Origin of the sequence: Rhodobacter capsulatus (assembly GCF_052363175.1) — a bacterium.
GTDB lineage: Bacteria > Pseudomonadota > Alphaproteobacteria > Rhodobacterales > Rhodobacteraceae > Rhodobacter > Rhodobacter capsulatus_D.
In genome coordinates, this window is the sequence record NZ_CP198946.1 from 2,347,058 (window position 1) to 2,364,485 (window position 17,428).

21 protein-coding genes are annotated in these 17,428 nt (G+C 63.8%); all 21 read right to left on the reverse strand.

The features are described 5' to 3' along the window. Window positions 1-10: 10 nt before the first annotated feature. A complete protein-coding gene (locus ACTTAI_RS12390) occupies window positions 11-1,549 on the reverse strand; it encodes an NADH-quinone oxidoreductase subunit M (protein WP_444451859.1) in 1,539 nt (512 codons plus the stop codon). Then, a complete protein-coding gene (nuoL, locus tag ACTTAI_RS12395; RefSeq protein ID WP_444451860.1) occupies window positions 1,549-3,690 on the reverse strand; it encodes an NADH-quinone oxidoreductase subunit L in 2,142 nt (713 codons plus the stop codon). The genes ACTTAI_RS12390 and nuoL overlap by 1 nt, the downstream gene beginning before the upstream one ends. Before the next feature lie 6 nt (window positions 3,691-3,696). Next, window positions 3,697-4,005 (reverse strand): NADH-quinone oxidoreductase subunit NuoK, encoded by a 309-nt coding sequence (gene nuoK / locus ACTTAI_RS12400; protein WP_110803849.1) that lies wholly within the window; start codon window positions 4,003-4,005, stop codon window positions 3,697-3,699. Between the two features lie 43 nt (window positions 4,006-4,048). Then, complete coding sequence (locus tag ACTTAI_RS12405; protein ID WP_110803848.1) at window positions 4,049-4,657, reverse strand: NADH-quinone oxidoreductase subunit J; 609 nt, start codon at window positions 4,655-4,657, stop codon at window positions 4,049-4,051. Continuing rightward, the gene (locus ACTTAI_RS12410; protein WP_444451861.1) at window positions 4,654-5,064 is read right to left on the reverse strand and encodes a carboxymuconolactone decarboxylase family protein; all 411 of its coding nucleotides are present in this window, start codon (window positions 5,062-5,064) and stop codon (window positions 4,654-4,656) included. Before ACTTAI_RS12410 ends, ACTTAI_RS12405 begins: the two co-directional genes overlap by 4 nt. Beyond that, on the reverse strand, window positions 5,061-5,552 hold the full coding sequence (gene nuoI / locus ACTTAI_RS12415; RefSeq protein ID WP_013067255.1) for an NADH-quinone oxidoreductase subunit NuoI: 492 nt from the start codon (window positions 5,550-5,552) through the stop codon (window positions 5,061-5,063). The genes ACTTAI_RS12410 and nuoI overlap by 4 nt, the downstream gene beginning before the upstream one ends. Continuing rightward, a complete protein-coding gene (locus tag ACTTAI_RS12420; RefSeq protein WP_444451862.1) occupies window positions 5,552-5,839 on the reverse strand; it encodes a hypothetical protein in 288 nt (95 codons plus the stop codon). The genes nuoI and ACTTAI_RS12420 overlap by 1 nt, the downstream gene beginning before the upstream one ends. After that, window positions 5,836-6,873 carry an NADH-quinone oxidoreductase subunit NuoH gene (gene nuoH, locus ACTTAI_RS12425; RefSeq protein WP_444451863.1) on the reverse strand — a complete coding sequence of 346 codons (1,038 nt, stop codon included), beginning with the start codon at window positions 6,871-6,873 and terminating at the stop codon, window positions 5,836-5,838. The genes ACTTAI_RS12420 and nuoH overlap by 4 nt, the downstream gene beginning before the upstream one ends. A gap of 33 nt (window positions 6,874-6,906) precedes the next feature. Beyond that, window positions 6,907-7,314 (reverse strand): hypothetical protein, encoded by a 408-nt coding sequence (locus ACTTAI_RS12430; RefSeq protein WP_444451864.1) that lies wholly within the window; start codon window positions 7,312-7,314, stop codon window positions 6,907-6,909. A gap of 3 nt (window positions 7,315-7,317) precedes the next feature. Continuing rightward, window positions 7,318-9,315: an NADH-quinone oxidoreductase subunit NuoG gene (gene nuoG, locus ACTTAI_RS12435; protein ID WP_444451865.1), complete on the reverse strand. Its 1,998-nt coding sequence runs from the start codon at window positions 9,313-9,315 to the stop codon at window positions 7,318-7,320. 90 nt (window positions 9,316-9,405) lie between these two features. Then, on the reverse strand, window positions 9,406-10,248 hold the full coding sequence (locus ACTTAI_RS12440) for a class I SAM-dependent methyltransferase (protein WP_444451866.1): 843 nt from the start codon (window positions 10,246-10,248) through the stop codon (window positions 9,406-9,408). Next, complete coding sequence (locus ACTTAI_RS12445) at window positions 10,245-10,529, reverse strand: hypothetical protein (RefSeq protein WP_444451867.1); 285 nt, start codon at window positions 10,527-10,529, stop codon at window positions 10,245-10,247. Before ACTTAI_RS12445 ends, ACTTAI_RS12440 begins: the two co-directional genes overlap by 4 nt. Then, window positions 10,529-10,990: a hypothetical protein gene (locus ACTTAI_RS12450; RefSeq protein WP_444451868.1), complete on the reverse strand. Its 462-nt coding sequence runs from the start codon at window positions 10,988-10,990 to the stop codon at window positions 10,529-10,531. The genes ACTTAI_RS12445 and ACTTAI_RS12450 overlap by 1 nt, the downstream gene beginning before the upstream one ends. Continuing rightward, window positions 10,990-11,373 (reverse strand): hypothetical protein, encoded by a 384-nt coding sequence (locus tag ACTTAI_RS12455; RefSeq protein ID WP_444451869.1) that lies wholly within the window; start codon window positions 11,371-11,373, stop codon window positions 10,990-10,992. Before ACTTAI_RS12455 ends, ACTTAI_RS12450 begins: the two co-directional genes overlap by 1 nt. Then, window positions 11,370-12,665 (reverse strand): NADH-quinone oxidoreductase subunit NuoF, encoded by a 1,296-nt coding sequence (gene nuoF / locus ACTTAI_RS12460; protein ID WP_444455757.1) that lies wholly within the window; start codon window positions 12,663-12,665, stop codon window positions 11,370-11,372. Before nuoF ends, ACTTAI_RS12455 begins: the two co-directional genes overlap by 4 nt. 198 nt (window positions 12,666-12,863) lie before the next feature. After that, complete coding sequence (locus ACTTAI_RS12465; RefSeq protein ID WP_444451870.1) at window positions 12,864-13,304, reverse strand: hypothetical protein; 441 nt, start codon at window positions 13,302-13,304, stop codon at window positions 12,864-12,866. A 98-nt stretch (window positions 13,305-13,402) separates the two neighbouring features. Then, window positions 13,403-14,572 carry an NADH-quinone oxidoreductase subunit E gene (locus tag ACTTAI_RS12470; protein ID WP_444451871.1) on the reverse strand — a complete coding sequence of 390 codons (1,170 nt, stop codon included), beginning with the start codon at window positions 14,570-14,572 and terminating at the stop codon, window positions 13,403-13,405. Further along, on the reverse strand, window positions 14,572-15,813 hold the full coding sequence (locus tag ACTTAI_RS12475; protein ID WP_444451872.1) for an NADH-quinone oxidoreductase subunit D: 1,242 nt from the start codon (window positions 15,811-15,813) through the stop codon (window positions 14,572-14,574). Before ACTTAI_RS12475 ends, ACTTAI_RS12470 begins: the two co-directional genes overlap by 1 nt. Window positions 15,814-15,858: 45 nt before the next feature. Next, a complete protein-coding gene (locus tag ACTTAI_RS12480; RefSeq protein ID WP_444451873.1) occupies window positions 15,859-16,458 on the reverse strand; it encodes an NADH-quinone oxidoreductase subunit C in 600 nt (199 codons plus the stop codon). An 11-nt stretch (window positions 16,459-16,469) separates the two neighbouring features. After that, complete coding sequence (locus tag ACTTAI_RS12485; RefSeq protein WP_110803837.1) at window positions 16,470-17,003, reverse strand: NuoB/complex I 20 kDa subunit family protein; 534 nt, start codon at window positions 17,001-17,003, stop codon at window positions 16,470-16,472. Next, on the reverse strand, window positions 16,994-17,374 hold the full coding sequence (locus ACTTAI_RS12490) for an NADH-quinone oxidoreductase subunit A (RefSeq protein WP_444451874.1): 381 nt from the start codon (window positions 17,372-17,374) through the stop codon (window positions 16,994-16,996). Before ACTTAI_RS12490 ends, ACTTAI_RS12485 begins: the two co-directional genes overlap by 10 nt. Window positions 17,375-17,428 lie beyond the last annotated feature (54 nt).

Consider the following 17,428-nt stretch of genomic DNA (forward strand, 5'->3'; position numbering starts at 1 on the left):
GTCTTTCTCCTCAGTTGCCCGCGGTCGCTTGCGCGACGGTGCCGAGGTCGGCGTGGTAAGTCTGGACAAGATTGGCCACAGACGGCCCGATCATGTCGGTCACAAGGCTCGGATAGATGCCGAGCAGCAGCGTCATCACGACGAGCGGCGCGAAGATCGCCTTTTCGCGGGTCGTCATGTCGGAGATCGTCTTCAGGCTTTCCTTGACGAGTTCGCCGAAGACGACGCGCCGGTAAAGCCACAGCGCATAGGCCGCCGACAGGATCACCCCCGAGGTCGCAAACAGCGCCACCCAGGTGTTGACCTGGAAGATGCCCATCAGCGTCAGGAATTCGCCGACGAAGCCCGAGGTGCCCGGCAGGCCGACGTTCGCCATGGTGAAGAACATGAAGATCAGCGCGTAAGCCGGCATCCGGTTCACCAGACCGCCATAGGCGGCGATCTCGCGGGTGTGCATTCGATCATAGATCACGCCGACCGAAAGGAAGAGCGCCCCCGAGATGAAGCCGTGGCTGAGCATCTGGAAGATCGCCCCGTCAACGCCCTGCTGGTTCGCCGCAAAGATCCCCATCGTCACATAGCCCATGTGGGCGACCGACGAATAGGCGATCAGCTTCTTCATGTCTTCCTGCGCCAGAGCGACAAGCGAGGTGTAGACGATCGCGACGGCCGACAGGATGAAGACGAAGGTCGTCATCGTCTCGGTCCCCACCGGGAACATCGGCAGCGAGAAGCGCAGGAAGCCGTAGCCGCCCATCTTCAGCAGAACCGCGGCCAGCACGACCGAGCCCGCCGTCGGCGCCTGAACGTGCGCGTCGGGCAGCCAGGTGTGCACCGGCCACATCGGCATCTTCACCGCGAAGGAGGCGAAGAAGGCGAGGAACAGCAGCGATTGCACGCCGCCCGTCAGGCTCCAGTAGCCCAGGAACGGCAGATCCGCATGCGGGAAGTCGAAGGCCATCAGTTTCACGATGTCGGTGGTGCCCGCCATCATGAACATCGAGACCATCGCGACCAGCATCAGCACCGAGCCGAGGAAGGTATAAAGGAAGAACTTGAACGTCGCGTAGATGCGATCCTTGCCGCCCCAGATCCCGATGATCAGGAACATCGGAATGAGCCCCGCCTCGAAGAAGAGGTAGAAGAGCACCAGATCCAGCGCCACGAAGACGCCGATCATCAGCGCTTCCAGCACAAGGAAGGCGATCATGTATTCCTTGACGCGGCTTTCCACATGCCAAGCGCTGGCGATGGTCAGCGGCATCAGGAACGTCGTCAGCATCACGAAGAGAACCGAGATGCCGTCGACGCCCAGCTTGTAGTGCAGGCCCATGATCCATTCACGGTCCTCGACGAACTGCATGCCCGGGTTGGCGGGGTCGAACCCCGCCAGCAGCAGCAGCGACACGAGGAAGGTGATCGTGGTCGCGGTCAGCGCCACCCATTTCGCATTCCGGTCGGCAGCGGGGCTGGCCCCGCGGCTCGTGACCGAAAGCACCGCCGCCGCCGCGAGCGGCAGGAAGGTGATGATGGAGAGGAGGTTTTGCATCAGTTCATTCCCCCGGTCCGCACGACCCAGAACATCAGAGCAACGATGCCCAGCACCATCGCAAACGCATAGTGGAAGAGATAACCCGACTGGATCCGGCCCGCGACGCGGGTGAAGAACGGGATCCAGCCAAGCGCGAGCCCGTTGATCGCCCCGTCGATGACGGCGCCATCGCCGCCCTTCCACAGTTTGCGACCAAGCGATTTGGCCGGGTTCACGAAGAGCAGGTCATAAAGCTCGTCGAAATACCACTTGTTGAGCAGGAAGCGATAGAGACCCGGCAGCGCCCGCGCGGTCCGGCCCGGCAACGGCTTGTCGCCGATGTAGTAGAGCCAGGCGAAGAAGAAGCCGGTGACCATCGCGCCGAAGGGCGAGAGTTTCACCCAATCCGGCACCGAGTGCGATTCATGCAGGACATGGTTGGTTTCCGCCATGAAGATCGCGCCTTGCGGGGCTTGCGCCACGGCATGCTCGGCGGCGGGTTCAACCATGGTCATCGCCATCATCGAGCCCGCCATCGCAGCTTCATGCGCGGCCTCGGCGGTCGGAGCCGCTTCGGTGCCATGACCCTCGGTCGCGTGTCCCTCGGCCATCGCATGGTCCTCGGCCGGCAGGTTGAAGAAGGTCGCGACCTTTTCACCGACGAAGGAATTGTACCAGACCATCCCGGCCAGAACCGAGCCGACGGCCAGAAGCGCGAGCGGTGCCAACATCACCGCCGGGCTTTCATGCGCATGGTCGTGCTTGTGGTGATCGCCGCGCGCCTCGCCGTAGAAGGTGAGGAAGATCAGACGCCAGGAGTAGAACGAGGTCATCCCCGCCGCCGCCACCAGCACATAGAAGGCGAAACCGTTGCCCGAGGCGAAGGCGCTTTCGATGATCGCGTCTTTCGACAGATAGCCCGCAAAGCCCACCGGCACGCCGCCGATCGAGAAGAACGGGATGCCGACGCCGGTGATGGCGAGGGTGCCGATCAGCATGATCGCGAAGGTGAAGGGGATCTTCTTGCGCAGGCCACCGTAGTTGCGCATGTCCTGTTCGTGGTGCATCGCATGGATCACCGAGCCCGCGCCGAGGAACAGCATCGCCTTGAAGAAGGCATGCGTCAGCAGGTGGAACATCGCGACCGAATAGACGCCCGATCCCGCGGCCACGAACATGTAACCCAGCTGCGAACAGGTCGAATAGGCGATCACGCGCTTGATGTCGTTCTGCACCAGACCCACGGTCGCGGCGAAGAAGGCGGTGACGGCGCCGACATAGACGACCATCATCTTCGCTTCGGGCGCATATTCAAAGAGCGGCGACATCCGGCACACGAGGAAGACCCCCGCGGTCACCATCGTCGCGGCGTGGATCAGCGCCGAAACCGGCGTCGGGCCTTCCATCGCGTCCGGCAGCCAGGTGTGCAGGAAGAGCTGCGCCGATTTCCCCATCGCGCCGATGAACAGCAGCACGGCCAGCAGGTTGGCGGCATTGAACTCCCACGACAGGAAGTGCAGCTCGGTCTTCGCCAGCTCCGGCGCCGAAGCAAAGATCACATCCATGTCGATGCTGTCGGTCAGGAAGAACAGCCCCATGATGCCGAGCGCAAAGCCGAAGTCACCGACACGGTTGACGACAAAGGCCTTGATCGCCGCGGCATTGGCAGAGGGTTTCTTGTAGTAGAATCCGATCAGCAGATAGGAGGCAACGCCCACCCCTTCCCAGCCGAAGAACATCTGCACCAGGTTGTCCGAGGTGACGAGCATCAGCATGGCAAAGGTGAAGAACGACAGATAGGCGAAGAAGCGCGCCTTGTAGTTCTCGTGGTGGGTCCAGTTCTCGTCATGGGCCATGTAGCCCCAGGAATACAGGTGCACCAGCGCCGAGACCGTGGTGACGACGATCAGCATGATCGCGGTCAGACGGTCGAGCCGGATCCCCCAGGAGGTATCAAGCGAGCCCGAGCGGATCCAGTCGAGCAGATGGACATGTTGCGTGCCCGCGGGCAGCGTCAGGAAGACGTACCACGACAGCGCGCAGGACAGGAACAACAGGCCGGTGGTGACGACAAGCGCCCCCTTTTCCGTGATCAGCCGCCAGCCGAAGCCGCCGATCAGGGCCCCGAGGAGGGGCGCAAGCAGGATGATCGTGGCCATGACGCCTTACCCCTTCATCACGTTGACGTCTTCAACCGCGATGGTGCCGCGGTTGCGGAAGAAGACCACCAGGATCGCAAGGCCGATCGCGGCCTCTGCCGCCGCCACGGTCAGGACGAACATCGTGAAGACCTGTCCGACCAGATCCCCCAGATGCGTCGAGAAGGCGACGAGGTTGATGTTCACGGCCAAGAGCATCAGTTCGATCGACATCAGGATGACGATGACGTTCTTGCGGTTGACGAAGATGCCGAAGATGCCGGTGACGAACAGGATCGCCGCCACACTCAGGTAATGTTCCAATCCGATCGTCATCGCTTCCCCTCCGGGCCCGACCCCGTTTTCTTGTTCTTTGTCATCACAGCCCCTGCCCCGGTTTCACGTCGACCATCTCCAGCGCCTTGGCCGGATCGCGGTGCATCTGCGCCAGCACGTTTTGCCGCTTGATGTCGGTGCGGTGGCGCAGCGTGAGCAGGATCGCCCCGATCATCGCAACCAGAAGCACCAGACCCGCGCCCTGGAAGAGGTAGAGGTATTTGTCATAAAGGATCATGCCGAGCGCGGCGGTGTTGGTCATGCCCTCGGGCGCAGGCGCCGCGCGCAGACCGGCCGCGCCATCGGCCGCGTGCCAGACCGCAAGCCCGGTGCCGAGCTGCATCAGCATCACGAGCGCGATCAGACCGCCCACCGGCGCATAGCGCACCAGCTGGCCCCGCAGCGCCGCAAAGTCGATGTCAAGCATCATCACGACGAAGAGGAAGAGCACCGCCACCGCGCCGACATAGACGATGATCAAGAGCATCGCGACGAATTCCGCCCCCATCAGCACGAAGAGCCCCGCCGCCGACAGGAAGGTCAGAATCAGCCACAAAACCGCATGAACCGGATTTTTGGACAAAACCACCATGAGGCCCGCAACCACCGCCACGACGGCGAAAAGGTAAAAGGCGAATACGAACACCGTCATGTGTTTTCCCCCGATTTCTCGTCGAAGACCTCGCGCGCAAGTTCCAGCGCCTTGGTCATGGCGGGCACGCCGCCGAACATGCTCATCTGGAAGATCACCTCGGCGATCTCCCGCTCGGTTGCGCCCGCTTCGAGCGCGTGGCGGATGGTCAGCCGGATCGGCGCCTCGGCCTGCGCGCCCAAGGTCACCTGACCCGCCAGCGTCACCAGAAGCCGGGTGCGCGCATCCAGCCCGTCGCGGTTGAAGGTCTTGCCGAACCACATTTCCAGCATGTCGGCCGGCATGGTCGGAAACATCTTCTCGAAAGCCTTGGGGTTGAAGCTTTCCAGAGCCGGGTTGAACATCCGGGCCATTTCCGTGCCCTGTTCCATCATCGCCATGAAGAGCTTCTGAAATTCCGTGTTCATCTGTAGGGTGCATCCATCTCGATGTTACGGGCAATTTCGGCTTCCCAGCGGGCGCCGTTCTCCAGCAGTTTTTCTTTCGTGTAGAACAGCTCTTCGCGGGTCTCGGTGGCGTATTCGAAGTTCGGCCCCTCGACGATCGCATCGACCGGGCAGGCTTCCTGACAATAGCCGCAGTAGATGCACTTGGTCATGTCGATGTCGTAACGGGTCGTGCGGCGCGAGCCGTCGTCGCGCGGTTCGGCGTCGATGGTGATCGCCTGCGCCGGGCAGATCGCTTCGCAGAGCTTGCAGGCGATGCAGCGTTCCTCGCCCGAGGGGTAGCGACGCAGCGCATGTTCGCCCCGGAAGCGCGGCGAGAGCGGCCCCTTTTCATGCGGGTAGTTCAGCGTGGGCTTGGGCGCCACGAAGTATTTCATCCCCAGCGCGAAGCCTTTGATGAAGTCCCACAGGACGAAGTATTTCGCTGCGCGAACGTAATCGAAAGCCATCAGTTCTTCTCCGCCGGATCGGTCGTGCCGGTGCCTTGCTTGACAGGGCCGGAAACGGTCCATTTCCGGCTGTCGGAGGCGATCTCCAGATCGCCCACGCCAAAATCTCCGCGCCCTTCCAGCGCGCCCACCGCCCGCATGATCGGCGGCGTCTTCGACAGGAACGAGGTCACGTTCTTGCCATCCACCTCAAGCCGGTAGCCCTCGACGATCACCGGCACGAGCTTGACCACGCGCCCGTCGAGCGTCAGGGAGAGCGTTTCGCGGTTCGGATCTTTCACGTTCATGCGCCCATGCTCCAGCGTGCCCAGAAGCCACCAAGGACTTCGAATTTTGCAAGGAAAGCCACCACAACGACCCAGGCGAGCGAGAGCGGCAGGAAGACCTTCCAGCCGATGCGCATCAGCTGGTCATAGCGGTAGCGCGGCACGATGGCCTTCACCATCGCGAAGACGAAGAAGACCGCGGCCATCTTGGCCACCATCCAGAGCACGCCATCGGGCACGCCGGGAATGGGCGAGAGCCAGCCGCCGAAGAACAGCACCGAAGTCAGCGCGCACATCAGCCAGACGGCAATATATTCGCCCGCCATGAACAGAAGGTAAGGTGTCGAGGAATATTCGACCATGAAGCCCGCGACGAGTTCGGATTCCGCTTCCGGCAGATCGAACGGCGGACGGTTGGTTTCGGCCAGCGCCGAGATGAAGAACAGCGCCACCATCGGCAGGTGGGGTAGCCAGTACCAGTTCAGCAGGCCGAACGAACCGCGCTGCGCCTCGACGATCGCCGAAAGGTTCATCGAGCCGGTCGAGATGATCACGCCGACGATGATCAGACCCATCGAGACTTCGTAAGAAATCATCTGCGCCGCAGACCGCAGCGAGCCGAGGAACGGATATTTCGAGTTCGACGCCCAGCCGCCCATGATCACGCCGTAAACCTCAAGCGACGAGGCCGCGAAGACGAAAAGGACGGCGACGTTGATATCCGCCATAACCCAGCCTTCGTTGAAGGGCACGACGACCCAGGCCAGCAGCGCCAGCACGAGGCTGAGCATCGGCGCAAGGAAATAGACCGGCTTGTCGACACCCGCGGGGACGACGATTTCCTTGAACACGTATTTGGCGGCATCGGCCACCGATTGCAGCAGGCCAAACGCGCCCACCACGTTCGGGCCCTTGCGCATCTGCACCGCCGCCCAGATCTTGCGATCGCCCCAGACCAGCAGCAAAAGGCCGATCATCACGAAAGCGATGATGCCCAGACCCTGCGCCAGCAGGATGAGTGTCTGTCCAAGTGATGTTGCCCAGAAGTCAGCCATGTTGTCCCTCGGATCCGTCCTGCATCATTCGTTTCAAACCGTCGGAATACCGCGCTCGTGGCAATCGGCGACGGTCACTTCCGCATCGATCGTGCGCAGGCCCCGCGGCAGCGCCGGCGAGATGAGGTAAACCGCATCCGCCTTCAGGCTGCCGCCAGAGCGTGTCACGTTGGTGCGCACATGCCGGGCAAAGCCGAAGCCGCGGATCTGCGCATATTGTGCGGCGGCGCAGGTGGCATAAGCCGTCACCGCCGCCTTGCTGGTGGTGCCCGACAGCGCCACCTGAAATCCTACCAGATCGTCATCGAGCAGATGCGTTTCGACCCCTTCATAGGTGATCGTCGCGCCCGAGACGGCCCCGCCCCCGGCTTCCGCGCAGCCGCTCAGCCCGGCGGCAAGGCCGGTCAGAAGCGCCACGGGAAGGATCGGGGAAAGGGTCATGGATCACTCCGCCGCCACGGCCGGGGCCTTGCGCCCCTTGGCCTGCGCCGAGCACTCGGCCATCACGACCGAGGCCCGGGCAATCGGGTTGGTGAAGTAGTAATCCTTCAGCGCCAGACGGAAGCTGGCCTTGCCCATGTCGCGCCGCTCGGGCACCGTCCAGCCGTTGTCGGCCAGATGGTCGATATCGCCCAGATGCGGGACAGCGGCCAGCATCGCCTGACGCAACCCACCAAGGCTGTCCCAGGCTTGCGTCGCGCCGAGTTCGGCCGACAGCGCCCGCAGGATCGCCCAGTTCTCCTTGGCTTCGCCCGGCGCGAAGGTTGCGCGGAAGGCAAGCTGCGGACGGCCCTCGGTGTTGACGAAAAGCCCGTGTTCCTCGGTATAGGCCGCGCCCGGCAGGATGATGTCGGCCCGCGCCGCACCCCGGTCGCCATGCGAACCCTGATAGATCACGAACGGCCCGCCTTCCGAGGCCGGAGTGATCTCCACCTCGTCGGCGCCCATGTTGTAGATCACCTGCACGCCCTCGAGCGCGACCAGCAACCCGCCATTCGTCACCGCACCCACATCCATCGCGCCAACGCGCGACGCGGCGGTGTGCAGCATCAGCATCCGGCCCGAAAGCGCCATCGCATTGGCGATGACCGCATCGCCATCGGCTTCCGAGATCGCGCCCTGACCGACGATGACGATCGCATCCTTGCCCGCTTTCAGCGAGGCCAGCGCCGCGCGGTCGGTGCCGACATGTTCATAATCATAGGTCAGATCGACCGCCGGGCCGACCAGCTTGACCACGGCGCCCTTCGCCCAGGCCTTGCGGATGCGGGCGTTCAGCACCGGCGCTTCGGTGCGCGGATCGGTGCCGATCAGGATGATTTCCTTGGCGTCGTCGATATCGGCAATCGCCACGTTGCCGACATAGGCGGAACGGTTGCCGATCGGCAGACGCGCGCCATCGGTGCGGCACTCGACCGAGCCGCCCTGCCCCTCGATCAGGGTCTTCAGGCTGAAGGCGGCTTCGGTCGAGACCAGATCGCCGACCAGACCCAGCACCTTCTTGCCCTTCATCGCAGTGGCGGCGGCTGCCAGCGCCTCGCCCCACGAGGCTTTGCGCAGCTTGCCGTTTTCGCGGATGTACGGCGTATCAAGACGTTGACGGCGCAGGCCGTCCCAGATGAAGCGGCCCTTGTCGCTCAGCCATTCCTCGTTCACGCCGTCATGGTTGCGCGGCACGATGCGTTTGACTTCGCGACCCTTGGCATCGATGCGGATGTTCGAACCAAGCGCGTCCATCACGTCGATGCTTTCGGTCTTCACCAGTTCCCACGGCCGGGCGGTGAAGGCATAGGGCTTCGAGGTCAGCGCGCCGACCGGGCACAGGTCGATGATGTTGCCCTGCAGGTTGCTGTCGAGCGTGCAGTTCAGATAGCTGGTGATTTCGCTGTCGGCGCCGCGGCCGGTCTGGCCCATCTGGGTGATGCCCGCGACTTCGGTGGTGAAGCGCACGCAGCGGGTGCAGCTGATGCAGCGGGTCATCTCGGTCTTCACCAGCGGGCCAAGCTCGAGGTTGTCGGAGGTGCGCTTGACTTCGCGGAAGCGCGAGACCGAGCCGCCATAGGCCATCGCCTGATCCTGCAGGTCGCATTCGCCGCCCTGATCGCAGATCGGGCAATCAAGCGGGTGATTGATCAGCAGGAATTCCATCACGCCCGCACGGGCCTTCTTCACCATCGGCGAATTGGTCTTGATCACCGAGGGCTCGCCATTCGGGCCGGGACGCAAGTCCTTGATCTGCATGGCGCAGCTGGCGGTGGGCTTCGGCGGGCCGCCGACCACTTCGACCAGACACATCCGGCAGTTGCCCGCGATCGACAGGCGCTCGTGGTAGCAGAACCGCGGCACTTCGATGCCCGCCTGTTCGCAGGCCTGGATCAGGGTCAGGCTGGGATCGACCTCGACCTCGATACCGTCGATGATGATCTTGCGCAGGGTGCTCACGCTTGGCTCTCCATGTCGAACTTCAGGCGAGGCGCACAGGGCGCCCCGGAGATGCCGCCGGTGCGGCGGTAGGAATGCGGGATGCGGGGCTCAGCCATCGGCGTCGTCCTCGCGGTCGGGGGCGCCGGGTTTGCCGCCGATGATCGAATTGACCGGCGGGTGCACCGGGTCTTTTTCCAGGACGATGATCGCGTCATGCACATGGATGCCCGAGACCAGATGCCCGAACGGCCCGACCTTCTGCTTGCCGCCGTGATACCAGCGGTGCATGTCGTCGGTCAGTTTGCGCAGGAAATTGAAGATGTTGTCGGGGGACTCAAGGCCGCCGCCGAAGTTCTTCCAATAGGCGCATTGCATGTCTTCGATCATGTAGAGGCCGCCCTCGGACAGCATCGGAAAGAGCGTGCGCAGGCTGGCGCGGACATGTTTCATCACATGGCTGCCGTCATCGAGAATGATGTCGACACCGCCCATTTCCGCGATCACGCGGGCCAGAAACTCCGGGTCGGCCTGCGATCCGATCCGCACCTGCCCCGCCTCGCCGTCATATTTGGCACAGTCGGGGTTGATGTCGATGCCGAAGATCACCGCTTCGGGGCCGAAATAGCGCCGCCAGAGCCCAAGCGAGCCACCGCGCCAGGTGCCGATTTCCAGCATCCGCACCGGTTTGCCGCGGAACTTCTCGAAGTAACGCTCGTAGATCGGCAGGTAATGGTGCCACTTGTGCACCTCCCGCCCCTCGGTCGTAGCATAAAGATCAACCAGATCGCCGCCGGTCTTGTATTTCTCGCGAATATCCGCGGCCACATCGGTGCCCTGAAAGCGGAAGTTCGGCTTGGCCTTTTTCGCCTTCGGCGCGGTCTCAGGCAGCGCATCCATCGCAGCCTGTTCCATCACATCGGTCTGCGCCGCGGTCTTGTCCTTCGCGCTCATGCACAGCCCCCCGGAAAGATCCACGCGCCGTCGCGGAAGTTGTCGGTGTCCCCCGACGCGACCTTGCCACCACACAGCGCATTGGCCGCCCGTTTCGCCTCGGCCCCCTCGTCATAGCCAAAGGGCGCAGCCTTGCGGCTCACGGCCAGCGCGCCCGTGGGCAGGACGCTGCCAAGATAGCCATTCGTCTCGACCAGACGCGGCGCGCGGGCGCCACCATCGGGCATCGGCGCCGCGGGGGCGCAGGCAGCCACAGCAAGGGGGAGAAGCAGAGCCCGCATCAGTAGCCCATCCTCTCGTTCACGCGCGGACAGGCCGCATCGAGCCGATAGACACCCGGCGCCAGGCGCTGCACTTCGGACGGGTCGCGCGAAATCGCCCGCGACGAGGGGCAGACAACGTCAATCGCCAGCAGCACGCCCTTTTTCAATTCGCTCTCGCGGGTTTCGGTGACACCCTCGTATTCGACCTCGAAAGCCGACAGGAAGCCGTCCCAGAAGACACATTCCTCGACGCCCTTGGCGTTCTTTGCGCAATGCTGACCCCCGGTCATCACCTGACCGTAATAGTCGACACGCGCCCCGCGCACGCCCTCGGACATGCGCAGATGCCGCGACAAATCGGGGATGTTGCCGGAGGCACGCAGGCTGTAATCCGGCGCGTCAGCCAGACCGGGCAGACCAAGGCAGGCGGCCAGCGCCCCCGCCCCGATCGCACCGACATGACCAGCCTGCGCCCGCATCACGACCTCCACCGCAGAATGCCCGGAACGATCACGCGGCGCAGACCGCCCTCGTCCCAGAGCACATGGGCGTGGTTGTCCTGGTTGATCTGGATCGCGACGCGGCGATGCGGTCCGGGGGGCAGCAGCGCACCCGCCGCGACATCGAAGCTTTTTCCGTCCGGCTGGGTGCAGCGAAATGCCACCCGGCCGGTGTCGCCCTTGATGTGGTATTCGATCTCGCGACCGACCTCGACCGTGACCGTGCCACGCGTGTCGAACACACGGCAGCTGGTGCCCTGCGGGAAGAAGCCGAAATCGACGTCGAGCACGTCGGTCTCGGCCGCGGCAGGTTGTGCCAGCGCAGCAAGGCAGATCACGAAAAGGGCGGCGCGAGTGGTCATTCTGCTGCCATCGCCCCCATGCGGCCGGTCTTGCGGGCCTTGATGCGGTCCTCGATCTCTTCGCGGTAGTGACGGATCAGCCCCTGGATCGGCCAGGCGGCGGCATCGCCAAGGGCGCAGATCGTGTGGCCTTCGACTTGCTTGGTCACGCTGAAGAGCATGTCGATCTCTTCGATCTCGGCCTCGCCCTTCACCAGACGGTCCATGACGCGCCACATCCACGAGGTCCCCTCGCGGCAGGGCGTGCACTGGCCGCAGCTCTCGTGCTTGAAGAATTTCGACAGCCGGGCGATCGCCTTGATGATGTCGGTCTGCTGATCCATCACGATCAGACAGGCGGTGCCGAAGGACGACTGCTTTTCGCGCATGCCGTCGTAATCCATGATCGCGTCTTCGCACAGATGCGCCGGGATGACCGGGCAGGAGGCGCCACCGGGGATCACCGCCTTCAGGTTCTTCCAGCCGCCACGGACGCCGCCGCCGTGCTTCTCGATCAGCTCTTTCATGCTGATCGACATCGCCTCTTCGACGACGCAGGGGGTGTTCACATGGCCCGACATGGCGAAAAGCTTGACGCCGGTGTTGTTCGGACGGCCGATGCCCGCGAACCAGGCGCCACCGCGGCGCAGGATCGTCGGCACGACGGCGATGGATTCCACGTTGTTCACCGTGGTCGGGCAGCCATAAAGCCCCGAGCCCGCCGGGAACGGCGGTTTCATCCGCGGCATCCCCTTCTTGCCCTCAAGGCTTTCCAGAAGCGCGGTTTCCTCGCCGCAGATATAGGCGCCCGCACCGTGGTGCAGATAGACGTCGAAATCGTAGTCCGAGCGGCAGGCGTTCTTGCCGATCAGCCCGGCCTCGTAACATTCGTCGATGGCGGCCTGCAGGGCCTCCTTTTCGCGGACATATTCGCCGCGGATGTAGATATATGCGGCCCGCGCGCCCATGGCGAAACCGGCGATCAGCGCGCCTTCGACCAGCGTATGCGGATCGTGGCGCATGATTTCGCGGTCCTTGCAGGTCCCGGGCTCGGATTCATCGGCGTTGATCACCAGAAACGACGGACGACCGTCCGACTGTTTCGGCATGAAGGACCACTTGAGCCCGGTCGGGAAGCCCGCACCACCGCGGCCGCGCAGCCCCGAGGCCTTGACCTGTTCGATGATCCAGTCACGGCCGTTGCCGAGGATCGCCGCCGTGCCATCCCAGTGACCACGTTGCATCGCGCCCTTCAGCGAGCGGTCGTGCATCCCGTAGATGTTGGTGAAGATGCGATCCTGATCGTTGAGCATGTCCATTCCCTCGGTTTCGGCGGGGGCCGGTGCCCGGCCCGCGCGGCATCGGCTGTGCGATACACACGGTCTCCCACGGCCGGACCGCAGCCCGGCATCCTCCGGACTTCGGGTCCGGGTCATCCCGAGCCCCTCGGGGCTCGGGATATTGGTGTGCCGCGTCAGCGCCTCTCCCCAAGCGCCGGGCGGGGTCTTCGATCAGCCCCGACGGGGCTTCGACTTGCCTTTCGGCGCGGGCGCCGGAGCGGCCTTCGGCGCCGGTTTCGGCGCTTCGGCAACCGGAGCAGGCGCCTTAACCGGAGCCGGAGCGGCCACAGGCGCGGCCTTCACCGGTTCCGCAGCTTTCGGCGCCGGTTTCGGAGCCTCGGCCACCTTCACCGCCGCCGCCGGAGCGGCAGCAGGAACCGCGCGACGCAGCGCGGCGCCCTCTTCAGCCGTCATCGGCGCTTTCGGTTCAGGCAGACCGCAGGTCGCCCAGCAGATCAGCCGCGCAAGGATCAGAGCAGAGATCACGCCAGCGATCGCCGCCATCCAGATCCCCACCGAACCCAAAAGCCAAAGTGCGAAGAAAATCGCGGCACCAAGCCAACCACCCAGCTTGCGGGCTTTCGTTTGGCAGTCTGTGTCGTTCGTCGACATTTTGCCTTTCCTTTCCCTCTTTCCGTGCCGGTCTGGCGGACGTCACGCCGTCCCGGCTCTAAGGTTGTCGTTCAAGTCTTCAGATCAGTATTCCGTCTTCAGTAATTGTTTGTCTTCGCCCGTTCGAGGAAACGGTCAAGCCCCTCGTCGACGATGATCTTCGCTTGAACGACCCAGCGGTCGCGGCTGACACGGCCCTTGAAGCCCTTCAGATTGGCATCCATCCAGGCAATTTCCGCCTCGCCCCAGCCCGCAATCTGGTCGAAGTGGAAGATGCCCAACCCGTTCAGAAGCCCCTCGAGCACCGGCCCGATGCCCTCGATCTTTTGCAGATCGTCGGCCTTGCCCGCGCGCGCCGCGGCCAATGCAACCGGCTTCTGGCCAGCAGTTTCAGCGGATTCCGCGGCTTTCGACGCGGCCTCTGCCCCGCCCGCAGCCGGGGCTGACGTCCCCCCGGCCGGTGCCGCCGCCGCCGCCGCTTTCGCCGCTTCGGCCGCCGCCTGCTGCTGCACCGCCGAGCGCGGCCGCGCGGTCATCAGACCGATCGCCGCCATCTGGCCCGACACCTGCCATGGGGCGGAAAGCCGCACCTCGGAACCGTCGATCCGACGGGTTCCGTCGCCCACGGAAACGGCCCGGGAGACGGCGCCGTTATGCTCTTCCCGCGCCCCCGGCGTGGCGGTGCAGGAAGTCAGACCCGTGGCCGGTTCGGCGCCGAAACGCCCGGCTTCCGAGCCCGGCTTCAGCACCTTGCCCGCGGCCAGATCGTCGATCAGCCGTGCGAGCCCCGCCTCGGTCAGGTCTTCGTAGTAATCCTTGCCGATCTGGGCCATCGGCGCATTCGCGCAGGCGCCCAGACATTCGACTTCTTCCCAGCTGAACTTGCCATCGGCCGACAGCTCATGCGGGTGATGCGCGATCTTGCGCTTGCAGACCTCGATCAGGTTTTCCGAGCCCATGATCATGCAGCTCGTGGTGCCGCAGACCTGGATATGCGCCACCGACCCGGTCGGCTGCAGCTGGAACATGAAGTAGAAGGACGCCACTTCGAGCACGCGGATATAGGGCATGTCGAGCATGTCGGCGACATATTCGATCGCGGGCTTCGTCAGCCAGCCTTCCTGCTCTTGTGCGCGGAACAGAAGCGGGATCACCGCCGAGGCCTGACGACCCTCGGGGTATTTGGTGATCTGCGCTTCGGCCCAGGCGCGGTTGGCGGGCGTGAAGGCGAAGCTGTCGGGTTGGGTGGCGTGCAAACGGCGCAGCATCAGCGGTCAATCTCCCCGAACACGACGTCCATCGTGCCGATGATGGCCGACACATCGGCCAGTTGGTGTCCCTTGGCGACGGCATCGATCGATTGCAGATGCGCATAGCCCGGCGCGCGGATCTTGGCGCGATAGGGTTTGTTGGTGCCATCGGCGACCAGATAGACGCCGAACTCGCCCTTGGGCGCCTCGACCGCGGCGTAAACCTCGCCTGCGGGAACCTTGAAGCCCTCGGTGTAAAGCTTGAAGTGGTGGATGAGCGCCTCCATTGAGGTCTTCATCTCGGCCCGCTTCGGCGGCGTCAGCTTTCCGCGCGACAGGATATCGCCCTGCCCGTCCGGCGCACGCAGCTTGGCGCAGGCCTGCAAGATGATCGAGGTCGACTCGCGCATCTCGGCGACGCGGACAAGGTAGCGGTCATAGCAGTCGCCATTCTTGCCGACCGCGATCTTGAAGTCGAATTCGTCGTAGCATTCATAGGGCTGCGCGCGACGCAGGTCCCAGGCAAAGCCCGAACCGCGGACCATCACGCCGGAATAGCCCCATTTCGAGATTTCTTCCTCGGTGATGATGCAGATATCGGCGTTGCGCTGCTTGAAGATGCGGTTTTCGGTCAGCAGCCCCTCGATATCGTCAAGAACCTGCGGGAAGGCCTTGGCCCAGATCTCGATATCGTCGATCAGCTCCGGCGGCAGATCCTGATGCACCCCGCCCGGACGGAAGTAGTTCGCGTGCAGACGCGCGCCACAGGCCCGTTCGTAGAAGATCATCAGCTTTTCGCGTTCCTCGAAGCCCCAGAGCGGCGGCGTCAGCGCGCCGACGTCCATCGCCTGCGTCGTGACGTTCAGCAGGTGGTTCAGGATGCGGCCGATTTCCGAAAACAGCACCCGGATGATCGAGGCGCGACGCGGCACGGCGGTGCCGGTCAGCTTCTCGATCGCCAGGCACCAGGCATGCTCCTGGTTCATCGGCGCCACATAGTCGAGCCGATCGAAATAGGGCGTGTTCTGCAGGTAGGTCCGGCTTTCCATCAGCTTCTCGGTGCCGCGGTGCAAAAGCCCGATATGCGGGTCGGCGCGTTCGACGATTTCCCCGTCAAGCTCCAGAACCATCCGCAAAACCCCGTGCGCCGCAGGGTGTTGCGGGCCGAAGTTGATGTTGAAGTTGCGGATGCTCTGCTCGCCGATCAGCACGTCTTCCGAGCCGTCGTCGTAGCTGTTGTGCCGGATGTCGCCGTCCATGCTTCTTCCCCTTGTGCCTTTTGCCTCAGCCGTTCCGATGCCGGATCAGCTGCGCTTCTCGTCGCCCGGAAGCACGCTCTGCGCGCCTTCCCACGGGCTGAGGAAATCGAATTGCCGGTATTCCTGCGTCAGCTTCACCGGCTCGTAAACGACGCGCTTTTGCACCTCGTCGTAACGCAGTTCGATGTAGCCGGTCGTCGGGAAGTCCTTGCGCAGCGGGTGGCCGCGGAAGCCGTAGTCGGTCAGCAGACGCCGCAGATCCGGGTGACCCGAGAACAGGATGCCGAACATGTCGAAGACTTCGCGTTCATACCAGTTCGCCGCCGGATAGACCTCGGTGATCGAGGGGCACATCTCGTCTTCGGCGACCGCCGCCTTGACGCGGATGCGCTGGTTCTTCCACATCGACAGGAAGTGCCAGACCATGTCGAACCGGGCCACGCGCTCGGGCCAGTCGATGGCGGTGATATCCACCAGCGTGGTGAAGCGGCACTCGGCATCGTCGCGCAGGAATTGCACGAAGCCGACGATCGCGGCGGCCTTGACGGTCACCGTCAGCTCGCCATGCACCACTTCGGTCGAAATCACGTTACCGGCGCGCGTCGCGGCCAGATGATCGGCAAGGGCTTGCAGCTTGTCGCTCATGCTCATCCTCCTCAGCGCACCAGGGTCCCGGTGCGGCGGATCTTGCGCTGCAACTGCAGGATACCATACATCAGCGCCTCTGCCGAGGGCGGACAGCCGGGCACATAGATATCGACCGGCACGATCCGATCGCAGCCGCGCACAACGGAGTAGCTGTAGTGATAGTAGCCGCCGCCATTGGCGCAGCTGCCCATCGAGATCACATAGCGCGGCTCGGGCATCTGGTCGTAGACCTTGCGCAGCGCCGGGGCCATCTTGTTGGTCAGCGTGCCCGCGACGATCATCACGTCGGATTGCCGCGGCGAGGCGCGGGGCGCGAAGCCGTAGCGTTCGACGTCATAGCGCGGCATCGCGGTGTGCATCATCTCGACCGCGCAGCAGGCCAGACCGAAGGTCATCCAGTGCAGCGAGCCGTTGCGCGCCCAGTTGATGATGTCTTCGGCGGTGGTCAGCAGGAAGCCCTTGTCCTGCAGGTCGCGGTTGAGCGCCGCGGCCGCCACGTCCATGTCGACGGCGGCGGTGTTGGCTCCGGTCATCACGCCCATTCCAGCGCCCCCTTCTTCCATTCATAGGCAAAGCCGACGGTCAGCACGGTCAGGAACACCATCATCGACCAGAAGGCGACCATGCTCATCGTGCCGAAGGCGACCGCCCAGGGGAACAGGAACGCCACTTCAAGGTCGAAGATGATGAACAGGATCGAGACGAGGTAGAAGCGCACGTCGAACTTCATCCGCGCGTCGTCGAAAGCGTTGAAGCCGCATTCGTAGGCAGAAACTTTTTCCGGGTCGGGATTGCGATAGGCGATGATCGCGGCGGCGGCAATCAGCACCAGCCCAAGTCCGATCGCCATGGCCAGAAGGACGAGTATGGGAAGATATTCCCGCAACATTCCATGCGTGAGCGCGTCTTGCATCTTTTGACCCCTTTTGCCCCCGGTTGCACCTTCCCGTGCGCGGAGGCGGCAAGG